The organism is Planococcus sp. RAB007_Raresut, assembly GCF_057369535.1.
In genome coordinates this window covers 590,501-613,090 of record NZ_JBXYIF010000001.1, presented here as the reverse complement: position 1 = coordinate 613,090, position 22,590 = coordinate 590,501, and the positions used below count along the sequence as shown (strand labels likewise).

The 22,590-nt window shown below is 44.3% G+C and carries 22 protein-coding genes; 19 read left to right on the top strand and 3 right to left on the bottom strand.

Annotated features, from left to right (window positions below):
- Positions 1–87: 87 nt before the first annotated feature.
- The gene (locus tag AC2Q9J_RS03020; protein ID WP_499037057.1) at positions 88–1,437 is read left to right on the top strand and encodes a TrkH family potassium uptake protein; all 1,350 of its coding nucleotides are present in this window, start codon (positions 88–90) and stop codon (positions 1,435–1,437) included.
- Positions 1,438–1,527: 90 nt separating this feature from the next.
- A complete protein-coding gene (locus AC2Q9J_RS03015) occupies positions 1,528–1,971 on the top strand; it encodes a MarR family winged helix-turn-helix transcriptional regulator (RefSeq protein ID WP_499037055.1) in 444 nt (147 codons plus the stop codon).
- A gap of 80 nt (positions 1,972–2,051) precedes the next feature.
- Here the strand turns inward: AC2Q9J_RS03015 and AC2Q9J_RS03010 are convergent, their stop codons facing one another.
- Both AC2Q9J_RS03010 and AC2Q9J_RS03005 read right to left on the bottom strand, forming a co-directional pair.
- A complete protein-coding gene (locus AC2Q9J_RS03010; protein WP_499037053.1) occupies positions 2,052–2,741 on the bottom strand; it encodes a hypothetical protein in 690 nt (229 codons plus the stop codon).
- A gap of 352 nt (positions 2,742–3,093) precedes the next feature.
- A complete protein-coding gene (locus AC2Q9J_RS03005) occupies positions 3,094–3,702 on the bottom strand; it encodes a CPBP family intramembrane glutamic endopeptidase (protein ID WP_499037052.1) in 609 nt (202 codons plus the stop codon).
- A 185-nt stretch (positions 3,703–3,887) separates the two neighbouring features.
- Between AC2Q9J_RS03005 and ykzS the strand changes: the two genes are divergently transcribed.
- From ykzS to AC2Q9J_RS02980, 5 genes are all read left to right on the top strand, one after another.
- A complete protein-coding gene (gene ykzS, locus AC2Q9J_RS03000; RefSeq protein ID WP_499037050.1) occupies positions 3,888–4,076 on the top strand; it encodes a protein YkzS in 189 nt (62 codons plus the stop codon).
- Between the two features lie 30 nt (positions 4,077–4,106).
- Positions 4,107–5,042 carry an AAA family ATPase gene (locus tag AC2Q9J_RS02995; RefSeq protein ID WP_499037048.1) on the top strand — a complete coding sequence of 312 codons (936 nt, stop codon included), beginning with the start codon at positions 4,107–4,109 and terminating at the stop codon, positions 5,040–5,042.
- A gap of 1 nt (position 5,043) precedes the next feature.
- Positions 5,044–6,198 (top strand): DUF58 domain-containing protein, encoded by a 1,155-nt coding sequence (locus AC2Q9J_RS02990; RefSeq protein ID WP_499037047.1) that lies wholly within the window; start codon positions 5,044–5,046, stop codon positions 6,196–6,198.
- Positions 6,195–7,409 carry a hypothetical protein gene (locus tag AC2Q9J_RS02985; RefSeq protein ID WP_499037045.1) on the top strand — a complete coding sequence of 405 codons (1,215 nt, stop codon included), beginning with the start codon at positions 6,195–6,197 and terminating at the stop codon, positions 7,407–7,409. Before AC2Q9J_RS02990 ends, AC2Q9J_RS02985 begins: the two co-directional genes overlap by 4 nt.
- Before the next feature lie 469 nt (positions 7,410–7,878).
- A complete protein-coding gene (locus AC2Q9J_RS02980; RefSeq protein ID WP_499037043.1) occupies positions 7,879–8,766 on the top strand; it encodes an NAD(P)-dependent oxidoreductase in 888 nt (295 codons plus the stop codon).
- A 15-nt stretch (positions 8,767–8,781) separates the two neighbouring features.
- Here the strand turns inward: AC2Q9J_RS02980 and AC2Q9J_RS02975 are convergent, their stop codons facing one another.
- Complete coding sequence (locus AC2Q9J_RS02975; RefSeq protein WP_499037041.1) at positions 8,782–9,243, bottom strand: YkyB family protein; 462 nt, start codon at positions 9,241–9,243, stop codon at positions 8,782–8,784.
- Between the two features lie 170 nt (positions 9,244–9,413).
- Between AC2Q9J_RS02975 and fadH the strand changes: the two genes are divergently transcribed.
- From fadH to AC2Q9J_RS02915, 12 genes are all read left to right on the top strand, one after another.
- Positions 9,414–10,181, top strand: a complete 768-nt coding sequence (gene fadH / locus AC2Q9J_RS02970; RefSeq protein WP_499037039.1) for a 2,4-dienoyl-CoA reductase — start codon at positions 9,414–9,416, stop codon at positions 10,179–10,181.
- A gap of 100 nt (positions 10,182–10,281) precedes the next feature.
- Complete coding sequence (gene cbpB, locus AC2Q9J_RS02965) at positions 10,282–10,731, top strand: cyclic-di-AMP-binding protein CbpB (RefSeq protein ID WP_084244833.1); 450 nt, start codon at positions 10,282–10,284, stop codon at positions 10,729–10,731.
- 62 nt (positions 10,732–10,793) lie between these two features.
- Positions 10,794–12,272, top strand: a complete 1,479-nt coding sequence (locus tag AC2Q9J_RS02960) for an MDR family MFS transporter (RefSeq protein ID WP_499037037.1) — start codon at positions 10,794–10,796, stop codon at positions 12,270–12,272.
- Between the two features lie 4 nt (positions 12,273–12,276).
- A complete protein-coding gene (gene ccpC / locus AC2Q9J_RS02955; RefSeq protein WP_499037339.1) occupies positions 12,277–13,137 on the top strand; it encodes a transcriptional regulator CcpC in 861 nt (286 codons plus the stop codon).
- A 66-nt stretch (positions 13,138–13,203) separates the two neighbouring features.
- Positions 13,204–13,917 (top strand): 2,3,4,5-tetrahydropyridine-2,6-dicarboxylate N-acetyltransferase, encoded by a 714-nt coding sequence (gene dapD / locus AC2Q9J_RS02950; protein WP_499037035.1) that lies wholly within the window; start codon positions 13,204–13,206, stop codon positions 13,915–13,917.
- Positions 13,918–13,927: 10 nt separating this feature from the next.
- Complete coding sequence (locus AC2Q9J_RS02945; RefSeq protein WP_499037033.1) at positions 13,928–15,043, top strand: N-acetyldiaminopimelate deacetylase; 1,116 nt, start codon at positions 13,928–13,930, stop codon at positions 15,041–15,043.
- Between the two features lie 99 nt (positions 15,044–15,142).
- Complete coding sequence (locus tag AC2Q9J_RS02940) at positions 15,143–17,506, top strand: DUF8725 domain-containing protein (RefSeq protein ID WP_499037031.1); 2,364 nt, start codon at positions 15,143–15,145, stop codon at positions 17,504–17,506.
- Positions 17,503–18,438 (top strand): ABC transporter ATP-binding protein, encoded by a 936-nt coding sequence (locus AC2Q9J_RS02935; protein ID WP_499037029.1) that lies wholly within the window; start codon positions 17,503–17,505, stop codon positions 18,436–18,438. Before AC2Q9J_RS02940 ends, AC2Q9J_RS02935 begins: the two co-directional genes overlap by 4 nt.
- On the top strand, positions 18,435–19,274 hold the full coding sequence (locus AC2Q9J_RS02930) for an ABC transporter permease (protein ID WP_499037027.1): 840 nt from the start codon (positions 18,435–18,437) through the stop codon (positions 19,272–19,274). The genes AC2Q9J_RS02935 and AC2Q9J_RS02930 overlap by 4 nt, the downstream gene beginning before the upstream one ends.
- 12 nt (positions 19,275–19,286) lie before the next feature.
- A complete protein-coding gene (locus AC2Q9J_RS02925) occupies positions 19,287–20,711 on the top strand; it encodes a DUF8809 domain-containing protein (protein WP_499037025.1) in 1,425 nt (474 codons plus the stop codon).
- Positions 20,712–20,729: 18 nt separating this feature from the next.
- A complete protein-coding gene (locus AC2Q9J_RS02920) occupies positions 20,730–21,722 on the top strand; it encodes an AAA family ATPase (RefSeq protein ID WP_499037023.1) in 993 nt (330 codons plus the stop codon).
- Complete coding sequence (locus tag AC2Q9J_RS02915) at positions 21,719–22,579, top strand: DUF58 domain-containing protein (protein WP_499037021.1); 861 nt, start codon at positions 21,719–21,721, stop codon at positions 22,577–22,579. The genes AC2Q9J_RS02920 and AC2Q9J_RS02915 overlap by 4 nt, the downstream gene beginning before the upstream one ends.
- Positions 22,580–22,590: the final 11 nt, after the last annotated feature.

Sequence of the window (22,590 nt, the reverse complement as noted above, 5' to 3'; positions counted from 1 at the left end):
AAGTGGGGAATTTCCGATTTCCCTTTCTTTTTTCAAATACTTTACTTAGAATAGGTAGATAACCGAAGTCGAAAGGATTTCACGCATATGAATAAATCGTTCCAAAAAATTCGTAATCTAACGCCAGCACAGGCGATTGCAGCCTATTATTTTGCCGCCATCACCATTTCCTTTCTGTTGCTGCGGCTCCCAGGAGTTCATCAGGAAGGCGTCAATATCCCTTTGATCGACACACTTTTTACTGCTATAAGTGCAGTGAGTGTTACTGGCCTGACTGTTATCAATATTTCTGAGACTTACTCTGTCTTCGGCATTGTGCTGTTAATGGTCATACTTCAATTAGGCGGCATTGGCATCATGTCTATCGGGACCTTCTTCTGGCTCTTGGTGGGTAAAAGGATAGGCCTTCGTGAGCGTCAATTGATCATGGTCGACCATAACCAGTTAAGTATGGCAGGTGTTGTCAAACTGATCCGCAATATTATTTCGATTTTATTATTGATTGAATTGATCGGTGCAATTATTCTTACGTTATATTTCATGCAGTTTTACGATACATTCAATGAAGCGTTGCTGCAGGGTGTCTTTGCCTCGGTAACAGCTACGACTAATGGCGGTTTTGATATTACCGGTGCCTCATTGGTTCCTTATTTCAATGATTATTTTGTTCAAGTGATCAATATGATTCTGATTATACTTGGCGCAATCGGCTTCCCGGTATTGATTGAGCTGAAAGAGTTTTTATCGAATAAAGATAAGAATTTCCGGTTTTCTTTATTTACAAAAATTACAGTGAGCACATTTGGTATCCTGCTCGCAATTGGTACCTTGGGGATACTTGCGCTTGAATCGTTTAAAGCATTCAAGGATATGTCTTGGCATGAGACATTATTCGCGGCGATTTTCCATTCGGTATCTTCACGGTCAGGCGGGCTAGTCACTTTTGATATCACCCAGTTCGATGAAGCGACAAACGTATTCATGAGTGTCCTGATGTTTATCGGAGCATCTCCGAGTTCCGCAGGGGGAGGGATCCGGACTACTACGCTGGCGATCGCGATTTTATTCCTGATTAACTTTGCCAGAGGGAAAAATACCATCCAAATCTTCAAACGGGAAATTCAATTGATCGATGTGTTCCGTTCCTATGCAGTCATTATCCTTGCCATATTTATGGTGATTGTATCAACGATGATCTTATTCATCACTGAACCGGAAGCATCAGCGATAGAAATCATTTTTGAGATTACCAGCGCATTCGGGACTTGCGGGATGTCGCTGGGTATCACAGATGATCTGTCTTCCTTCGGTAAGTTGACGATTATGGTCTTGATGTTCATAGGGCGTGTCGGACTTATTTCCTTCCTGTTTACTATTGGTGGAAAAACCGATCCGACGAAATTCCATTATCCGAAAGAACGTGTCATCATCGGCTAATAATTGTTTAAACTGCAGGGGATGCCATTTTCATGCAAAAAGGCTATAATCTTATTTATAGTGTTTAATAAGTGGAAAAGAGTGGATAGTATGAATGAAGAAATACAGAGATCTTTAAAATTATTTATTGTCATGTCACGAGCCCATAAAGCGATATCCGAGCAGGCCAATCAATTTTTTCAGGCCAATGGCGTAAATCCTACAGAATTTGCCGTAATGGAATTGCTTTACCATAAAGGAAAACAGCCGCTTCAAAAAATAGGCGGAAAAATCCTTCTGGCTAGTGGTTCTATTACGTATGTAATTGATAAATTGGAAAAACGAGGCTATATTACACGGGTTAATTGTCCAACTGACCGCCGTGTTACCTATGCTGAAATTTCCGAAGAAGGAAAAGAGTTCATGGCGCGCATTTTCCCTGAACATGAAAAAAATCTTCATGAATTGACAGCTGCCTTATCACCCGAAGAAAAAGATACTGCAATTGAGTTGATGAAGAAACTGGGACTTTCCATTAAGGATTTGTCTTATTGATCAAAAAAAACGGCTACCCTGAATTTCAGGGTAGCCGTTTTTTAAATCTGTATTGTATTATGGGACTTATCAGCCGGTCCTTACTTGGCGGTGATGGTCTTGCCCATGTTTAGAAATTCTTCAGTAACTCCAGCGTCTGTAAGATCGAAAATTGTAAGTTTAACGATCAAACCTTCTGTTTCAAATACTGCTCCAGTTACTTTTCCGTTTTCTGTCGGGATTTCATAAACAGCGGAATTTTTGAATCCAGCCTCTTCAAATGCTGGCAACTCAGTCATTTCGGCAGTTTCGTTGGAAGCTATCACTGTTTGTTGGATGGAATCGTCAGCAAAAGCAAAATCCGCTTCTTCAGGTTTGAAAGTTTCAACACGCATAAACAACTCATCATTTTCTGTTGAGTAGATTACATCTTTGTTTGGCTCTTCAGCAGTAAGTTCATACCCTGAAAGCAAATGGATTTGGTAAGATTGCGAATCACTGACTGTCGGTGTCCCTTCAGTGGCTGCCGGATTTTCTTCTTCGGCTTCAGTGCTCTCTTCAGCAGGTTCTTCCTCAGAAGATTCCTCTTCCGGTGCTTCTTCTGTTGTTTCTTCTGTTGCTTCTTCAGTGCTTTCCTCTGTTGCAGTTTCTTCTGAAGTTGTCGTTTCGCTTTGTTCAGTGTTGGATGTTGCAGTACCGTTTGTCTCTTCGGTCGATTCGTCCGACCCACATGCAGCCATTAAACCGCCAAGTGCCAGTACTGATGCTGCTAAAAATAATTTTTTATTCATATAATTTCACTCCCTTTGTAAAGTAGACGCATGAATCTGGAAATCGTTTCACTATTTTTTTTAAAAAAGTAAATATTACCTTTTTAGTTTAACATGGCTTGGAAATAAATGCTTTTCTGTCTAGACGTCAGAGCTGAACAGGCACTTCCGCTTTTCTAACTGTCCAGACTCCAGCGCCCAGCCCCTCGAGTCGCTTCAGCCTTGCCGTTAATGGCAAAGAACGCCATTATAATTTATAACTACTTATTGCTGCTCCTGCATCGCTGCGCGCTTCGTCGCAAATAGAAGGCTCAAATTACCTTTGAGCCTTCTATTGCTTGTCGGGGCTAAACGGGCGCTTCCGCTTTTAATATTAAAATGGAAAAACAATAAAAATCAATATCATTAACAATAGGTGGGCAATAATAAGCGCGGGCATACTTTTTTTCTTTTCATAAAGATAACCGAGGACTAAACCGACTGCGGTTCCCGCGAATATTCCCGGCCAGAAATCTGCCAGCCATAAAGTCAGGCCAAAAAGGACTGATGCTATCGGAACGGCAATGGAAGCCGGTACATACCGCTTGAGCTGCTGCTGAACAAATCCACGCCAGAACAACTCTTCACCAGGCACAACGATGAACATCAATAATAAAAGATGCCAAACTGAGGCCGGCGTGAATATTGCCAGGAAATCAGCAGTGGAAGACGCTGACCCGACACCCAGCACTTGCAGCAGATGATAGCCCGCAAACAAGATCAGGTATATTGCTGCAGCAGCGGATATTCCATAAGTAAATGACTTCCAAGTGCGCATTTCTTCATGAATTTCCCCGAATAAAATGGCTGCGGACATTAAAATTAATAAAGCGAATGTATACATATACCAAAAAATAGAGATATCAGCAAATGCCAAATTGTATAAGCCATAAGCGATCGGCAGCACATATAATAGTTTGTGTTTCGTTAAAAAGCGCAGCATAAAATATCCTCCTATAATGTAAAAGACAAGTTTTGCCGTTTTATGGTAAAACTAACACTGTCCGGAGACAATCCTTGTTGTATAATAAATGGAAGAGCCATTGCCGGACTCAGGCAAACTCTTTGTCCGCTATGTATTATAACAGACTTCAAGCCTTGGAAATATTGAAAAAGGAGAATTAAATAATGACAGATTACAATGAATTATTAGACCGGCTAAAATCGGGTGAAATCGAATCCTTAACTGTTGAAAAGGAGAATTTTCTCGAGTTCCGTACTGTTTTGATTGTCCGGGAAGATTTCAAGCATTTTCGCGGTGAAGCTTTTCATCATGGCAAGACAATCTATAGATATACACAGGAACCGAGTAAATAAAAGCATACATAACTCAAAGGGGTGCGTTAAATGGGGAATTTAAAAGAAGTGAAAGAGCATTTGAATCATTTGGTTGTGGGCCGTGAAAAAGAAATCGACTTTATGCTGATCGCTTTGATCCAGCAAGGCCACGTATTGCTTGAAAGTGTTCCAGGTTCAGGGAAAACCTGGATGGCAAAAGCGTTTGCTGGATCTTTCAGCGGCATGTTTCGCAGGCTTCAATTTACACCTGATGTGTTGCCATCGGACGTGACTGGTATCCGTTTCTTCAATCCGAAAAATCAGGAATTCGAGCTTCGTCCGGGCGCTGTAATGGCAAATATCCTACTGGCTGACGAGATTAACCGGGCAACACCTCGCACACAGTCAAGTTTGCTTGAATCCATGGAAGAAAAACAAGCGACAATTGATGGGGAAACGCTGCAGCTGCCACAACCATTCATGGTTATTGCTACTCAAAACCCGGTTGAATCCCAGCAAGGGACTTTCCCATTGCCGGCTGCCCAATTGGACCGTTTTCTGTTCCGATTGGAAATCGGTTATCCGGATTATGATGAAGAAATGTCGATTATTCGAAACTTCCGGGATAATGTCTCCCATAAAAAACAGATAATGAGCATTGCATCAGTTGATGATGTGGCGGCATGGTCTAAAGGCGCAAGCGAAGTCAGTGTCCATGAAGATATCGAAAAATATATCCTGAATTTGGTGCGCGCGACCCGTGAACATCCATCGATCGAACTTGGTCTCAGTTCCCGTGCAGCGCTTGCTCTGGTCCACGCTGCCCAAGGGAAAGCTTATTTGGATGGCCGTGATTTTGTAACACCTGATGACGTCAAGTACATACTTGAACCAGTAGCTGTCCACCGTCTTCTGTTGACGGTCGAAGGAATGCTGGTCCAGGATCCAGAGACATTGCTCAAAGAGATTTCCTCTTCGGTGGCATCCCCGGTTGAGGCTTATTGACATGAACTGGATCCGCCATGATTATGGAATAAAAAACACTAAAATGGCTCTCGGCTTCACTGTCGTTCTATTTATTATGTCTATGGTGTTCCTTCAATTTACAGCTGCTGCGATTACGGCTTTCATCGGCTTTATTGTAGCGCTGCAATTAGCTTATTTTTCAAGACTTGGTGATAAACTCGTTTTTAAGAATTCAAAAATCCGAAAAAGAGTCTTGAATGGCGGAGATTCACATTGGGAACTGTCCTTTGAAAATAAAGGCTTGCCTGTTTGGGGCGCTAACCTGAAAATCTGGTTTATTGACACAGTTATACCCGTTGGCCAGGAAGCAGGCAGTTATACCGAGCTTGTTGAGCTCGATATCCCTTTTACGGTGGGATATAAAGAGACGGTGGTGTTAAAAGTGCCGGTTACAGGAAATCGCCGAGGCTTGTCCCGCATCAAGAAAATGGAATTATCGATTCCTCATCCATTCGGCCAGGGGAGCCTGATGCTCGAATACGGTGACATGATTCTGCAAGAACATCTTGTTTATCCGAAACTGCGCAAATATCAATTCCGCTATGCACCGTCAAAACAGAAACCGGGACAATTCAACTTGCGGCATTCGCTGTTTGAAGATCCCTTCCAGCCGATCGGTACACGGGATTACGTCTCGACAGACCAATTCAATCAGATTCACTGGAAGGCAAGTGCCAGAATGCAGACCTATCAGACGAAGGTTTACAATCATGTGGCGAATGAAGCGATGCTTTTTGTGCTGAATGTCGCTGACCGTTATGCGACAATATCGAACCTGGAAGAAAGAATTGAAGAATTGGCATCTTATATAGAAAACTGCTTTAGCGAAGGTGTGCCTTATGCCATAGCAATCAACGTCCGGTCAGCCGGCAAGATTCCTTATCTCTATCTGGCTTCGGGTGAAGGAAGCAGACAAAGACAGCATGCGCTTGAATTGTTGTCGGTGATTTCGAAAAACAATTCGACAATGCCGTTCGTTTCAATGATCGCCCATTTGGATCTTCATATGGAATTGCCTTATACGACTTACCTTATGACGGACAACCATGAAAGCGTCAGAAAATATATACCGAAGTGGAGCAGAAAAACAGAGTTGAAGATTCTGCGCACAAGCGAAGGGCGGGTGATTGCATGACTGCAAGATTTTCTTCGGTCACCGCGTATATTCAGGATGCTTTCCTCATCTCATTTGTATTTCTGTTTATCGACGCTGGAGCCAGATTTCCTTTGGTTTTGATCTGGCTGGGGTTAGTGCTGGCATCGGCATTGGCAGCAGCTGCCGTCAGTTGGCGGAAGCCTTATAATCCAGCGCTTGTTCTGACTGCAGCCGGCCTGATAATGGCAATATCCTTATTTGCCGGGGTGACGGTCGGTACGTTCATCGTCTTAACAATCATTTCTTTATATCGTCTGCATGCCAGATTTTCTGAGATAGAAGATAAAAGCAGTGGAGAAAGTTCCTTTATGATACTGTTTTTGGTGATATTCACTATTGCATTGATTTTAAGTATCTTTAACCCGCTGGGCAGTTCACAGCTCCTATTGTTTCCGGTTGCAGCAGCAGCCATTATTTTCTACACTGTATCACGTCTGCTTTACCGGTATTTTGCCGCCAGGCAGGAAGGGGCGAAATTCTGGCAGGCGCTTGCTGGTTCAGCAGGCATTATCGCCATTTCCGGGGCAATAGCATTCGTTGTTTATTTACTGGCTGATGAAACACGGCAACTAGCCGGAACGGTTTTCGGAGGCATACTGGCAGTGGTCTTATGGCCATTTGCAGGTGTACTGAACTGGCTGGTGAATATTGTGAACGGACTTTCCAATGAAGAAGAGATGCAGGAGAATCTGAGCAATATGGAACAACAAGCGGAACAGACGGAGGATATTCCTTATTCACAAGGCGCGATGGAATTCGATTATACAATCATTGCTGGTATAGGCATTGTGCTTGCGGTGATTATCGGTATTCTGCTGATCCGAAAGATAAAACCGGATAGTGCCGGTCAAAAAGAAGAAAGGGTTGCTGAAGTCATCCGTTTTTCTGAAGTTGCCGATAAAACTCAAGAACCAGAACCGGCCAGAGGGTACGAGCTAGTCGATATCCATGAAATCCGGAGAGCGTTCAGAGAGTTTGAAACCAAGGCAACCCAAGCTGACAAAGGCCGCATGGAACACGAAACCGTCAGGGAATGGGCTCGTCGTGAAGAATTGCCATTTACGGAATTCTTTTTTAGAACCTATGATAAAGTGCGGTACAGCGACGGATTAATAGCGACCAGTGAAGCATCTCCTTTCGTGGAAGAGCTGGAAAAAATAAATAAAAATTTTTTTAGGGAAAATGTTTAAACCCATATTTATCTGGGCATACTAATAAAGAACACAGCAACATTCTCATTTCCCCCTTTTGTGGTCGGTCCTTAACTGGATCGGCTTCTTTTTTTTGTTTTTTTTATTGTTTAGACTCCTACCTCTCAGAGCTGACCAGGCACTTCCGCTTTTCTATTGTCTAGACTCCCGCGGCCCAGCTCTTCGGGTCATAAGCCACTTCGTGTCTAGTCTCCAGTGCCTAGCTCTTCGGGATATAAGTCAAACCAGCTGCGTGGCAAAAAGCGCCACTACGCTGATTCGCCTTATACCTTTCAGAGCTGACCAGGCACTTCCGCTTTTCGAGACTGTGCGGCTGAAAACACGCCGCTTCGCCAAACCGTCTTATGCCTTTCAGAGCTTAACGGTCGCGGTCGCTTTTCTATACTATTTAATGAATATACAGAAGATTTTTGCTAAACTGAAGTTAGCTTGAAAAAGGAGGATACATATGAAGGTAGGATTTATCGGAACAGGAGTCATGGGAAACAGCCTAGTGAAGCACCTGCTTGATGAAGGGCATGAAGTTTCTGTCTATACGCGAACAGCTTCAAAAGCGCAAAATCTATTGGAAGCTGGCGCAAAGTGGCAGGAATCTCCGAAAGTGCTGGCGAAGGACGCGGAAGTTATTTTTACGATGGTCGGCTATCCTTCAGACGTGAAAGAAATCTATTTCGGGGATGAAGGCATCATTAACAATGCCAATGAAGGTACTGTGTTAGTCGATATGACCACGTCGAAACCGGAACTTGCCCGTGAAATTTTCAAGACCGCACTTCAGAAGGGGATATCAGCACTTGACGCCCCTGTTTCCGGCGGAGATATAGGTGCGAGAAATGGTTTATTATCCATCATGGTCGGGGGAGAAAAAAGTACTTTTAAACAAGTGCAGCCTTTACTGGATCTTTTTGGCGGAAATATAGTTTATCAGGGACCAGCTGGTTCAGGGCAGCATACAAAAATGTGCAATCAAATCGTTATTGCTTCCAATATGATGGGGGTCAGCGAATCATTGATCTATTCCCTGAAAGCAGGGCTCGATCCCGAAACTGTTCTCTTGTCTATTTCCTCAGGGGCAGCAGGGTCCTGGTCCTTGTCAAATCTGGCGCCGAAAATGATCTCGCGAAATTTCGAACCCGGATTTTATATTAAACACTTCATTAAAGATATGAGAATTGCTTTGGAAGAAGCGGAATTGATGGGGCTGGAACTCCCTGCGCTACGTTTGTCCCTCAGCCTGTTTGAGAGTCTGGCGGAAAAAGGGTATGAAGATAAAGGCACTCAGGCATTGATCGTTCAATATGAAGATAATAATTACAAAGAGCCGAAGACAATTTAGTCCCGGCTCTGTGCATCAGTCAAAATAAGATTTTTTAGGTGAATAGAATCTGTTCATTTCTCGCGGCTGATAAGCTTTTCCGGGATTAGTTGCAGCTGTATCTTTTTTTACAGGCTGCAGGCCGGTCAACTCACTTAAGATTTCCTTGGCAGAACGCAAGTTCATCCTGCTGGCGGGGTTCCGATAGGATTCATCCAGATGGCCGAGGTGTTCAAGATTCTCGAAGTCTTCTTTTTTCGGCAGCATGTGAAAATAATAGTCTCCACATTTTACGAGGACAGAAGATTGCTGTTGGCTTTTACGGGGGTTTTTACTGAAGTGCAGCCCTATTTTCTGAGCGCGGTCCTGGAGAATCATTTTATTTAACGCCTCTTTTTTTAAGGCATATAAATAATGATTGTCTGAAGCGGTCTTTGCGTGCCTGTTGACTGTGAAAATTGCCTGAGCAATTTCAGAATCCATTCTGGAGTTAGACATAGGCTCATTCCTTTCAAAGAGGATTATATTCCTAAAACATCTTCATTATATCAAAATTTTCTTGCAATGTGTATAACAAGTATCAGGAATATATGTTCATTTGAGGAAATAGGCGTAATTTATCGTTTTTACATAAAAAAATCTAATGAGGCCTAAAGGAGGAATTTGGAATGTTTCAAGATCAAACTATAATTGTCACGGGTGGTTCTAGCGGTATGGGGTACCATATGGCGGAAAAATTTGCTTCTGAAGGAGCAAATGTTGTCATTACCGGGAGAGACATGGAGAAATTGAATGAGGCTGTTAAAAATATGGCAGATTCAAAAGGGACGGTTGAAGTTTTTCAAATGGATGTCCGTGAGCCGGAGCACGCAAAAGCTATGGTTAAATTTGCCCATGAAAAATTCGGCCGAATTGATGGTTTGGTTAATAATGCCGCTGGAAACTTTATCGTTCATGCGGAAAAACTATCGCCTAACGGCTGGAAGTCAGTTGTTGATATTGTATTGAATGGTACATTCTTCTGTTCACATGCTGTCGGAAACTATTGGATTGAAAATGAAACTAAAGGAAATATCCTGAATATGCTTGCGACTTACGCCTGGAATGCGGGTGCTGGAGTAGCGCATTCAGCTGCCGCAAAAGCAGGTGTTATGTCATTGACTCGCACTCTCGCAGTAGAGTGGGGAACTCAATACGGAATTCGTGTAAACGGCATTGCACCGGGTCCTATTGAACGTACTGGCGGAGCAGATAAGCTGTGGGAATCAGAAAAAGCGGCCAAACGCACACTCGAATCGATTCCTCTTGGCCGATTGGGCAAGCCTGAAGAAATTGCGGAACTTGCCGCCTTTATCATGTCGGACAAAGCTTCCTATATGAATGGGGAGATTGTGACGCTTGACGGCGGGCAATGGCTGAATAAATTTCCTTTTTAAGTAAATAATACTTTCTTTTAAATAGTTTCATGTTTAGTGATGTGTTATGATGAAATCGGAGTGATTAGCATCAGTATATGATGCAAAAGGAGTAGAGCGCATGATTTCATTACCAAGCAAAGACTTTCTTGAAACTCAAATAGAAGACTATATTATTTCATCTGAAAAGGTCGCACACGTCCAGTTGGGCAATAGCGCGGAACACGCGTTGCTTGTATTAACTAAAACAGGTTATTCGGCAATTCCGGTTTTGGATATGAAATACCGTTTCCAGGGGCTGATCAATACGCAGCGGATTACGGAATCCATTCTTGGGCTCGACCATATTGAATACGAAAAATTACCGGAAATTAAAGTGCAGGAAATTATGCAGACTGATATTCCCTTGATTAAAATAACTGAACGTTTTCAGAAGGCGCTTGATTTGCTGATCGATCAGAACTTCCTTTGTGTAGTTGATGATGACGGTTTGTTCATGGGTATTTTGACCAGACGTGTGGTATTGAAGCAATTAAAGAAACAGATTTATCAAATCCGAAATAATCAATGAATGGAAGGCCTCGAGGAAAGAGGCCTTTTTTGTTGTGCAATTTGAAGTGAGGGTTCAGAGTTATGAAGACGACAAATCGACCGCTCGTACTGGCTTCTGTCATGCTGGCAATGTTTGTAGGTGCAGTAGAGGCGACAATTGTGGCAACCGCCATGCCAAGCATTGCAGCAGATCTGGGTGGGTTCTCAAAATATAGCTGGGTCTTTTCAGCATATCTGTTGATGAATACAGTGACCGTTCTTATTTATGGAAAGCTTTCCGATATCTTTGGCCGTAAACCGATTTTCGCTTTTGGCATCATATTGTTCCTTTTTGGTTCCCTGATGTGCGGCCTCGCCAATTCGATGGATCAGTTGATCATCTACAGGCTGATACAGGGTATGGGTGCCGGTGCAGTATTGCCGATTGCCACAACAATCGTGGGGGATATCTATTCTGCTGAAGAACGGGCTAAAGTACAGGGATACCTTTCAAGTGTCTGGGGTATTTCTGCGGTGTCCGGTCCAGCCATCGGTGGAGTTCTTGTTGCGACTGTCGGTTGGGAATATGTATTCTGGGTTAATATTCCGCTTGGCATACTGGCGCTTGCCGGAGTACTTCTCTTTCTGAAAGAACCGCAGAAAACCGGCAAGCCTTCAATTGATTACGCCGGAGCGGTTTTATTGACGATCGGTTTAATCAGTTTATTATACTTCCTTGTTGAAGGCGGCGTCGGTTTTGACTGGTTTTCTCCGTCAGCGGCAATTCTTATTACCACCTCGGCTGTAGCTTTCACTTTATTCGTTTTTGTTGAGCGGAAGGTTAAAGATCCGATTATGCCATTTGATATATGGAAAAATAAAACGATTCTTTACGCCAATCTTGTATCTCTAGCTACAGGAATTATTTTGATCTCTGTTTCGAGTTATTTGCCAACCTATGTCACTGGGGTAATGGAACAGCCTGCTGCCATCGCCGGATTTACATTGACCGCCATGTCAATCGGCTGGCCAATTGCATCCACTTTGTCGGGGAGGCTGATAATCCGATTCGGTTATTTCAGGACTTCGCTTGCCGGCGGGGTATTTTTGGTGCTTGGAGCTCTCTTATTTGTGCTGATGCGTCCGGAAGCGGGACCATGGTGGGCGGCTTTATCAAGCTTTGTTATTGGTATCGGCATGGGTTTGACGAGCACCGCATTCATCGTGTCGATCCAAAGTGCTGTTACGTATGAAAAGCGGGGAGTCGCTACAGCTTCCAATATGTTCATGCGGAATCTTGGCAGTACAATCGGAGTGGCGCTTCTTGGCACCGTACTTAATACAACGCTGCTGAATTATTTTAAAGAAAGCGAAGAAGGCTACGGCTTGGACTCCATTAATTCGCTGTTAACCGTTGATAGCCGCGCAGACATGCCTGCCGATGAACTGCAGTATCTGCAGGAAGGATTATCCTTGGCTCTTCAGAATGTCTATGCTTTAATGGCTGTTTTTGCTGTTGTCAGCCTGTTGCTGATATTTGGTCTGCCAAGAGATAAAGGAGTGAGAAGAAGTGTCAAATGAAGAAATGATCATAAAAATTCTGGCTGAGGAAGGCAATATGAGAAAAGCATCTGAGCGTCTCTTCCTTTCGCAGCCGGCTTTATCGCAAAGATTGCAATCCATTGAAAAAGAGTGGGGCCAGCAATTATTCATCCGGTCCCAAAAGGGACTGACACCGACACCAGCAGGCGAATTGGTCATCAATTACGCTAATGAGATGCTTCAGCGCAAAGAAGAAATATTTGAAGTGCTTCATACGCTGACGTCAAAAGTGCATGGCACATTGAAAATAGCCTGTGCTTCAATCATTGGCCAAAATTGGCTGCCGAAAGTGCTGAAGGATTTCGTCACTCTTTATCCTCAGGCGAAAATCCAATTGATTACCGGCTGGAGTTCTGAAATTACAAGAGCTTTATATGAAGGGGAAGCACATATAGGGATTGTCCGTGGACATACCGATTGGAAAGGGAAGAAAATCCACTTATTCCGCGATACTTTGTATTTAGTCGATAAGGAAATCGATTCCCTTGAACAGGTCCTGGAAACGGAACGGCCTTTCATCCAATTCAAAAGCGATTCTAATTACTATGAAGAAATCCAGCAATGGTGGCAAAAGCATTTCGCATCCAATCCGAAAAGACAGATTACAGTGGACCAGATTGAAACGTGCAAGCAAATGGCGGTCAATGGCATTGGATACGCTATACTTCCTTCTATAACATTAAACGGCACGGAAGATGTTCATACGGTCGCGTTGGCTAGCAACGCGGAAGAACTCGAATTGACACGCGATACGTGGCTCATTGGCTATGATTCCGCTTTCGAATTGCGGCAGGTATCCGCTTTTGTTGAAATTGTGCAAAAACATGCCGCTTTATTAGACTAGAGTAATGAATTATCTTGCAGTTTCCGTTATAATTACACCATCAACTATAGAAAGAGGTTTTAATTGATGAAGCAAATGGATGCAAATGAAATTATTTCGTACATACAGAATGCAAAGAAATCAACACCTGTAAAAGTTTATGTTAAAGGTGAAGGCGTTGCCTCATTAAATTTCGGAGAGTCTACAAAAGTTTTTGGCGAAGGTGCTCATGCCACCGTTTTCGGTGAATGGTCAGATATCGAAAAAGCATTAAAAGAAAACGAAGCTGCGATTGAAGACTACGTTGTAGAAAATGATCGCCGCAATTCAGCGATTCCGATGCTGGACCTGAAAAACATCAACAGCCGCATCGAACCTGGCGCATTTATACGTGAAAATGTGGAAATCGGCAATAACTGCATCATCATGATGGGCGCAGTCATCAATATCGGATCGGTTATCGGCGACGGTACGATGATCGATATGGGCGTTATCATGGGCGGCCGTGCTACTGTCGGCAAGAATTGCCACATCGGCGCAGGCGCAGTGCTTGCAGGCGTAATCGAACCGGCTTCTGCAACTCCAGTTATTGTTGAAGATAATGTAATGATCGGCGCTAATGCAGTAGTCCTTGAAGGCGTGCGTATCGGTCAAGGCGCAGTTGTCGCAGCTGGAGCAATCGTTATCGAAGATGTACCTGAAAATTCAGTAGTGGGCGGCACGCCAGCTCGCGTATTGAAATTGATGGATGAAAAGACTCGCTCGAAAACGGAAATTAAGCAAGAACTTCGTCAACTATAAGGAATCTAATATGAACCTAATCCAAATCAGAAGAGATTTGCATAGAATACCGGAGATCGGTTTCCGAGAATTTAAAACGCAGCAGTATCTGCTCGAGCAGATACGCTCGATGCCGCAGGAAAGATTGGAAATTACCGACTGGCAAACAGGCATCGCTGTAAAAGTTAGCGGGCTGGATGCAAATAAGCTTATCGCCTGGCGCACAGACATCGACGGCTTGCCGATCGAAGAAAATACTGGACTTGCTTTCAGTTCAGAGCATATAGGGTTTATGCATGCTTGCGGACACGATATCCATATGGCGAATGCGATCGGATTGCTAAAACGGCTCATCGAAAATCCGATAAAGCAGGATGTGCTGCTGCTGTTTCAACCGGCGGAAGAAGGGCCGGGCGGAGCTTTGCCTTTCAGGGAATGGCTGAAAAATGAGCGGCCGGATTTATGGCCGGATGAAATCTACGCTATGCATATCGCTCCAGAACTGCCCGTGGGTACCGTTTCGACAAAACCGGGAATGTTATTTGCCAATACATCAGAACTTTTTATAGATTTGCATGGAAAAGGCGGCCATGCGGCATTTCCGCATTTAACAGAAGATATGGCGATTGCCGGCGCATCACTATTGATGCAGCTTCAGACGATTGTCAGCCGCAATATCAACCCGATGGATTCGGCAGTTTTGACGGTCGGCAAATTCACAGCCGGCACCGTTCAGAATATTATCGCTGAAAATGCCCGATTGGAAGGCACCATCAGGACTTTAAATAATACATCTATGCTGAAAATGAAAGAGCGCATAGAAGCCATTTGTAAAGCGGTTGAAACGGGTTATAATTGCCGTATTTCGATAGACTACGGAGCTTCTTACCGAGAAGTTGATAACAACGCGCAATTAGCTGAACATTTTCTGGAGTTTGCCTCATCGGCCGAAGGCATCACTGCTGTCCGCGCAGATGCCGCGATGACCGGGGAAGATTTTGGCTATTTCACTGAGCAGATACCTGGGTTGATGTTCTGGGCTGGAGTCGACTCGGAATTCGGGCTTCACCATTCAAAAATAAATCCCGATGAAAAAATCCTGGCTCTTATGCCTGATCTCATTCACCGTTATTTCAGTGGACTATAGAAAGTGGACAGCAAAATGCTGTCCACTTTTTTTTCTTCTTAAAGGAACTATTTTACAGTTGGAGCGTACTAATTATATAGAGAGTAAAGGGGGCACGATATGAAAAGATCAATATCATTTGCATTCATAATTTTATCAGCCTGGCTGCTGTTTATTGTGGCTCCGCTGCATACATCGGCAGAAGCCGACATAACAATTGACGCGGAAGCCGGGTTCCAGAATAAGGTGAAATATAACAGAGGTGTCCCGTTACAAATTACGGCTTCCAATAACGGCACTGCGTTTTCGGGAGATCTGGTCATTGATTATTCCGAAAGCTATAACATTGGATCGGGATTAACAGTGCCGCTTGAGCTGGCGGCAGGAGAAACCAAAACATTCAATTTATCGCTGCCAGGAATGATGGACAACAACTACTCTGGCGGAACGACCAATCAAACAATCTTCATTTATGAAGGCGGCTGGAAAAAAGGGGATGCCATCGATTTTCAGGGAAGTAAATCGCTGCGCCCCAATTATTTCATGCCCGAGATTCCCTTTATCGCAACATTGACCCAAAACGCTGACCGGTTAAGTGGATTAAGTGGATATTTACCAGTAAACGGTGCGAATGCACAAGTATTCCATTTTACTATGGAAGGAGAGAAATCGCTTCCTTCTGAATCACTTGCCTGGGATGCGCTGGATTATTTGATTATTGATGAATTCCCTTATAGTGATCTTCCAGCTGAAACGCAGGAGGCTGCTATGACATGGCTCGAACAGGGAGGAAAAATCCTGGTAGGCGCTGACAGCAATTTAGGGGCCGCGACAGGGAATCTTTCTGATTTGCTGCCAATGCAGCTTAATACGCCAGAGGAGACAGCCGTTTCTGGATTTGAGAATCCGATTCCGGTTTATCAGGGTGATGTCGAAGCGGATGCCCTGGTGATACTTGAAGAAGAAGGGCAAATCTTAGCAGTGCAAAGAACCGTAGGTGCGGGAACAATAATTCAAACGGCATTTTCACTTGGGGATGAGCCAGTCGTTTCCCAGGATGGGTACGAAGAGATGCTGGTTAAGTTAGTTGGCGCTGACCAGAATTCCTCTGCCTTTCAGCAGGATCAGTCGATTAAAGAAAGAATGTCGTATGAAGTCGGAATGGTCAACGAATTATTTGAAAGCTTTGCCGTTTCCAAAACGGTAATGTTCCTGATTATTCTTTTGTATATTATTATTGTTGTTCCCGTACTATATCTATTTCTTATTAAAAAAGACAAGCGGGAATATGCTTGGCTTGCAATCCCTTTAATTGCGGGGCTTGCATCAATAGGTATTTTTGCCGCAGGTGCCAAAGACAGAATAGCTAATCCTCAAATCCAGCAAACCGGATTTTTCGAGGTAGATGGCGATGGCGGGCTGAACGGCTATTACATGAATACTTTATTATCGAACCGCAGCGGCGATTATCGGTTCACTGCTCCAGCCAACACGACAATGACTGCTACAGCAGGGGATCAATTTTCATCAAACAATACACATCAAAATGCGATTTTAGAAAAAGGGGCAGCCGCCTCCACTTTGACTGTACGAAATATGCGATATTGGTCAGTGGCTTCTGTACTAGGAGAATCTTATATCAGCGGCAGCGGCCAGTTTGATATCCAGTTGATAATGGAAGATGGGAACCTGACTGGGACAATACGGAATTCTTTCCCGTTCTCTGTTAAAGACGCAGCGATCTGGACCGGAACGAGGTTTATTTCATTGGGAGACTTTAATCCCGATGAAGAAAAGCAGATTGCTGAAGCCGTCCAGTCAGAATTGCTGCAGCCAATTTCACCGATGGCACAATATCAGGTGCCACAAAATATCAGCGGCGGTGAAGAGGAATTAATTGAGGCGAGAAAACAAAGCGCTTTGGCAATGGCATACGAACATCTTGGAAGAGACGCGTCGACTCCTTATTTGATTGCTTACGCAGATACAGCAATCGCACCAATCTCATTGGAGGACCAGGATGCGAATGTTTCTGCGGTCCATTTGCTTGCGCAAAGTTTTGAACCAAGTATGAACTTTGACGGAGAAGTTGCCATCAGTTCTGACAACTTAAAGATAGATGTACAACTGCAAAGCGCTATGGGTCATGTCGAAAAATATCCAAATAATCCACATTTTTATGGGCTGGAACCTGGAGAATATAGAGTTCGATATGAATTGCCGGATGCACTGGCTGACCAGGATGCTGAGTGGACGCGTTTTGAAACACAGTCTGCTTCGACAGATGTGCAATTTTCAATTTTACGGACAGATACGGGTGACTACGAACCTTTGGATGCCGGGTCCAATGATTTATCGGAGAATAGCGGAAATTATATTTCGGATGATGGAACTATTGAAATTCGCATCACTAAAAATGAAATGACCGGTTTTTCAGAGATCACAGTCCCAAAAATCGAGCTGGAAGGAGTGGTTGGCCAATGATCGAAATAAAGGGATTAACGAAAAAATATGGCTCCTTTTATGCCTTGAAAGATTTGAACCTGACAATTGAAGAAGGAACAGTTTTCGGTTTTGTCGGTGCCAATGGGGCTGGAAAATCCACCACCTTTTCAATATTGGCGACACTCCTTCAGCCGACTTCCGGAGAAGCCTGGATCAATGGCATCAGCATTTCTCAAAACCCACATGAAGTGCGGAAACAAATTGGTTATATGCCGGATTTCTTTGGGGTCTACGATCAGCTTAAAACAGAGGAGTACCTTGATTTCTACGGGGCAAGCTATGGTTTGGATGCCCAGCAAAGAGCCGTATTGATACCCAAATTACTCGAACTGGTTAATCTTTCGAATAAAAGAAATGATTATGTCGATCTGCTGTCTAGAGGGATGAAACAGAGGCTTTGCCTCGCCAGGGCTTTGATTCATGACCCTAAAGTTTTGATACTTGATGAACCGGCATCCGGATTGGATCCTCGTGCAAGAGTTGAAATGCGGGAGATTCTGAGAGAGCTGAAAGCGATGGGCAAAACGATACTGATCTCTTCTCATATCCTGCCGGAGCTGGCTGAGATGTGTGACACACTGGGAGTCATCGATTCAGGCGAGTTGATCGCTCACGGTTCGGTACAGAGCATTCAGGAAAAACTGCAAAGTGAAAAAGTCATAAGCGTCAAATTGACTGGCAGTTTTGCTGAAGCGATCCGTTTTTTTGAAAATGATCCACTGGTTTCACAAATTACGGAAATTCAGGAAAGAGGTCTTCTTCAATTCTTGTATAAGGGCACAGAAGATGACCAATTGGCATTGCTGCGTAAAGCGATGACCACCGGTTTGCCCATACTAGCATTTTCAGAAGAAGAAACGGATCTGGAAGACGTCTTCATGGAAATTACGAAAGGAGCTGACACGCAATGAAGGAGCTCCTGGCCAATCCAGTTATGGTGAAGGAAATAAAATTACGATTCCGGAATATGAAGAGTTTTACAGGTCTTTTCTTCTATCTATTAATTATGGGAATCTTTGTTTTCGGTTTTATAAACCTGACCAGTTCAATTTCAGGCAGCGGATTTTTCCGTCCAGAAGAAAGTTTTATGCTGTTCAGTATGCTGAGCTACATCCAATTGGGGCTGATACTATTCATTACGCCTGGGCTTACCGCTGGAACCATCAGCAGCGAGCGGGAAAAGCAGACCTTGAACATTCTGCTGACAACAGCGCAAAGCAGTTTCCAGATCATATTCGGCAAGCTGCTGTCATCAATAGCATTCTTGCTGCTGCTTCTTGTCTCCGGGCTTCCCATCTATAGTATGGTATTTTTATATGGAGGCGTATCACCCAGTCAGATTGCCACCATCTTTCTGTTCTACTTTTTGACTTTGTTGGTCATCGGCGCTTTGGGTGTCATGTATTCAACGTTATTGCGCAGAACGATCGTCTCAATGATTGCAACGTATAGTACGATGATTTTCCTGACAGCCGTTACGGGGTTTTTCCTGATACTGTCTGTATCCCTGTCCTCAGCAGCAATGGGGACAGGCGTGACGCCGCTCAGTTATTTCTGGGCAAGCATCAACCCTGCAGTGGTTCTGTTGACTTTGCTTGAACCCGGGTTCAGCGATGAGATTGCTCAAATGACGGGAATTCCGCTTCCGTTATGGGTCAGTTATACGATTTTCTACACGTTGATTTTTGTAGGAGCGATATGGCTGTCTGTAACTAAATTGCGGGTGAATATGAATAAATACAGATAAGGAGGATGCGTTATGGACAGCCAAAAAATCACTTTGTTCATCGAAAAGGCCAATCAGCGCCTGAAACTGCAATATTTAATAAGAATTCTGCAGATTGCTTTGTTTTTCGGTCTGGCTTCGGCGTTATTAATCATGGTCATTTCGAGGCTGTCCGTTTTTCCTTATTATGAATTTTATGCATATATAGCAGCCGCTCTCACAGTGCTCACAGTGGTGATGGCCAAGATCTCGAAAATACCGCGGCGTCAGCAGGCGGTCAGTGAATTGGATCAATTCACTCCGCATAATCAATTGCTCACTTTGAGCCAAATACCTGTTGGCAATCGTTTGGCCGAAGATTTGGCGAAACGGACGGAAAAGGATATCCATCTCAGTTATCAATTATTCAAAAAAGAGAAAAATGAATGGTTTTCACCAAGATGGCTTCTTGCAGCTGTCAGTCTGCTGATTTTGGTGGCGATTTCAGGATTGTTCCCTGCTTCTGCACAACTCGAAGCAAAAGACCAAGAGCGGGAACAGGAGTTAGTGGAAGAAATGATTGAAAAGGTCGAAAAGCAAAAAGAATTGGCTGATTCACCAGAGATTAAGAAGGAGCTTGAATCGCTTGAAGAGAAATTAAACGAAAGTGAAACACCTGAACAAGCTTTGCGTGAATTAGTGAAAAAACAAAAAGAACTGGCTTTAAAACAACGGGAGAAAGAGCAGGAAGACACAGAGCAGGCAACTGAAGAAGCGGAAGAACTTGGGAATGCTTCTCAAGAATTGGCTCAGCAAGCTGGTAATACACAAACAGCTCTAAGCGAAATGGGAAAACCGGTGGCCTTTGATCTGCAGCAATCAATAGCCGCAAATAATCTTTCAGGGGAGCCGGAAGAAAGTTCCGGATCTGAAGCGGATGGCGCAAATGGTGAAGCCGGAAGCGAAGATGCTGCATCAGGCGGCGAAACGGACGGAGAACAGTCTGAAGGGGCCGGTAGTGAAAATGCGGAAGATTCAAGCGGAGGAGACACTGCCGGACAACAAGGCGGTGGCAGTGAAGCAGAACGCGAAGGTTCCAGTCAGGGCAGTGAAGGCGATGGAAATTCTTCAGGAGAGGGTGCCGAAGGTTCAGGCGGAGGACAGGGACAAGGCAGCGGTGCTGGCGAAGGAACGAATCCGGGTGCGGGTGCAGGCCAGGGCAGTAGGGAAATGCTGAGCATCCCTTCAAGGATTGGCGGAAGTGGTGAAACAACCGTCGACAATGGAGAATTATCGGAGGGTGAAGCAGGTTCCTTTGAAGAAGGAGCAGTTGATGCAGAGCGCGGAACTAGCCGTCCATATAAAGAAGTGGTGGGATCTTACAGCGATTCTTATTTTTCCAGTGCAAATCGCATGAAATTGCCACCTGATCTTCAAAACATAATTGAACAATATTTTTCATCGATTGACGGTGAATAATCGAAAGCAGGGATGATGATGACAGTGACAGCGGAACAATTTACGGAAATGAGCTTGAAACTTCAACAGGTCAGAAAAGAAATCGGCCGCTTTATCGTCGGCCAGGAAGAAGCGGTCGAGTTTTCGCTTTACGCTATTCTTTCCGATGGCCACGCATTGCTAGAGGGATTGCCGGGTCTGGGCAAGACGATGCTCATCCGCACAATAGCGGAAGTGCTGGATCTGTCCTTTTCAAGAATCCAGTTCACGCCGGATTTGATGCCATCTGATATTACCGGCACCAGTTTGATAGAAAGAGATGCGGCGGGAAAGCAGCAATTCACTTTCCGTGAAGGGCCGATTTTCAGTCAGATGGTGCTCGCTGACGAAATTAACCGGGCTACACCGAAAACACAAAGTGCGTTGCTGGAAGCGATGGGGGAAAAAACTGTCACTGTTCTTGGAGACACAAAAAATATGGCGCGTCCGTTTTTCGTGCTGGCTACCCAGAACCCGATAGAAATGGAAGGCACATATCCGCTTCCGGAAGCACAGATGGACCGTTTCCTATGCAAAATTAAAATTCCGTCTCCGTCACGCGAAGAGCTGGCACAGATTGTGCGGCGAACCACGGGCACGGAACAAATCCTATTGATGAAACAGATGGATACAGAGGAGTTGATCGCAGCCCAGCAGCTTGCTAAAGAAGTTCTGATCGCTGATGACATTCTGATGGTTGCTGTCGATATTATACAGAGTACAGATCCACTTCAGACTGAAATTGAAGATATTATCCGTTTTGTGCAATATGGCAGTGGTCCCCGGGGTCTGCAAAGTTTGATCAGGACTGCAAAGGCGCGCGCGTTGACAGAAGGACGCTACCACGTTTCGATCGGCGATTTAAAATATGTCGCAAAACCGGTTTTGAGGCACCGGCTATTGCTTAATTATGAAGGTGAAGCTGAAGGGGCGGACATTGATTTATTGATTGACCAGGTGCTGGACGCTGCAGGGCGAGGAAGAAACCGATGAATTTCCTTCATTTGCCTGAGCACTGGGTGTCAAGTCTCGGCCGGCATTCGATTGCCACCAAATCAAAAATAAGAGGACATCATAAAGGTTCAAGCCGATCACGGCGATTCGGCTCATCGATGGATTTTTCCGATTTCAGGGAATACCATCCAGGCGATGACGTCCGCCATATTGACTGGAACGTTTATGCAAGGACAGAAAAGGTCTACATAAAGCGGTTCCTGGATGAGCAGGAAATGCGGGTACATATCATGGTTGACGGTTCTAAATCGATGAAAAGCAAATGGCTGTTTGTTAAACAGCTCGCTTTTTCGCTGGGATCCATCGTGTTGTTGAACGATGACAAGCTCACTTTTTCAATTGGCCAGGGAGAGCATCCACCGCTTAGAAGGAAAGGGAAGTCCGCACAAAAATTATTCAATCACTTTATTGCCACCTTGCCTGAAGCGAATGAAAAAAGATTTGCAGAAATCGCGGATTTAAACCAATCGAAAGATTCTACTGTATTATTCATTTTATCGGATGCCCTCGAACCGCTGGAAGAGTGGCAGCGGTTTTTCAGCAGAGCCTCTAAATATTCAAAAGATGTCCGTTTTCTGCATCTATCCGATGAACAGGAACGACAGCCTTTATTCCAAGGAGATCTGCGCTTGATTGATGATGAAAGTTCAGATGCCTTCAATGTGACAATGTCAGCGCAAACAATAAATGATTACAACCGAAAAAGGGTGGAACACCTGGATGGCTTGCAGGCTTTATGCCGCAGATATGGAATTCAGTATATGCCGGTGCATATCGAAGATGGGATCCAGCACGTTTTTTCACACCAATTGCTTAAACAAAAATGGATCAGGTGAGGTGAAGGGGA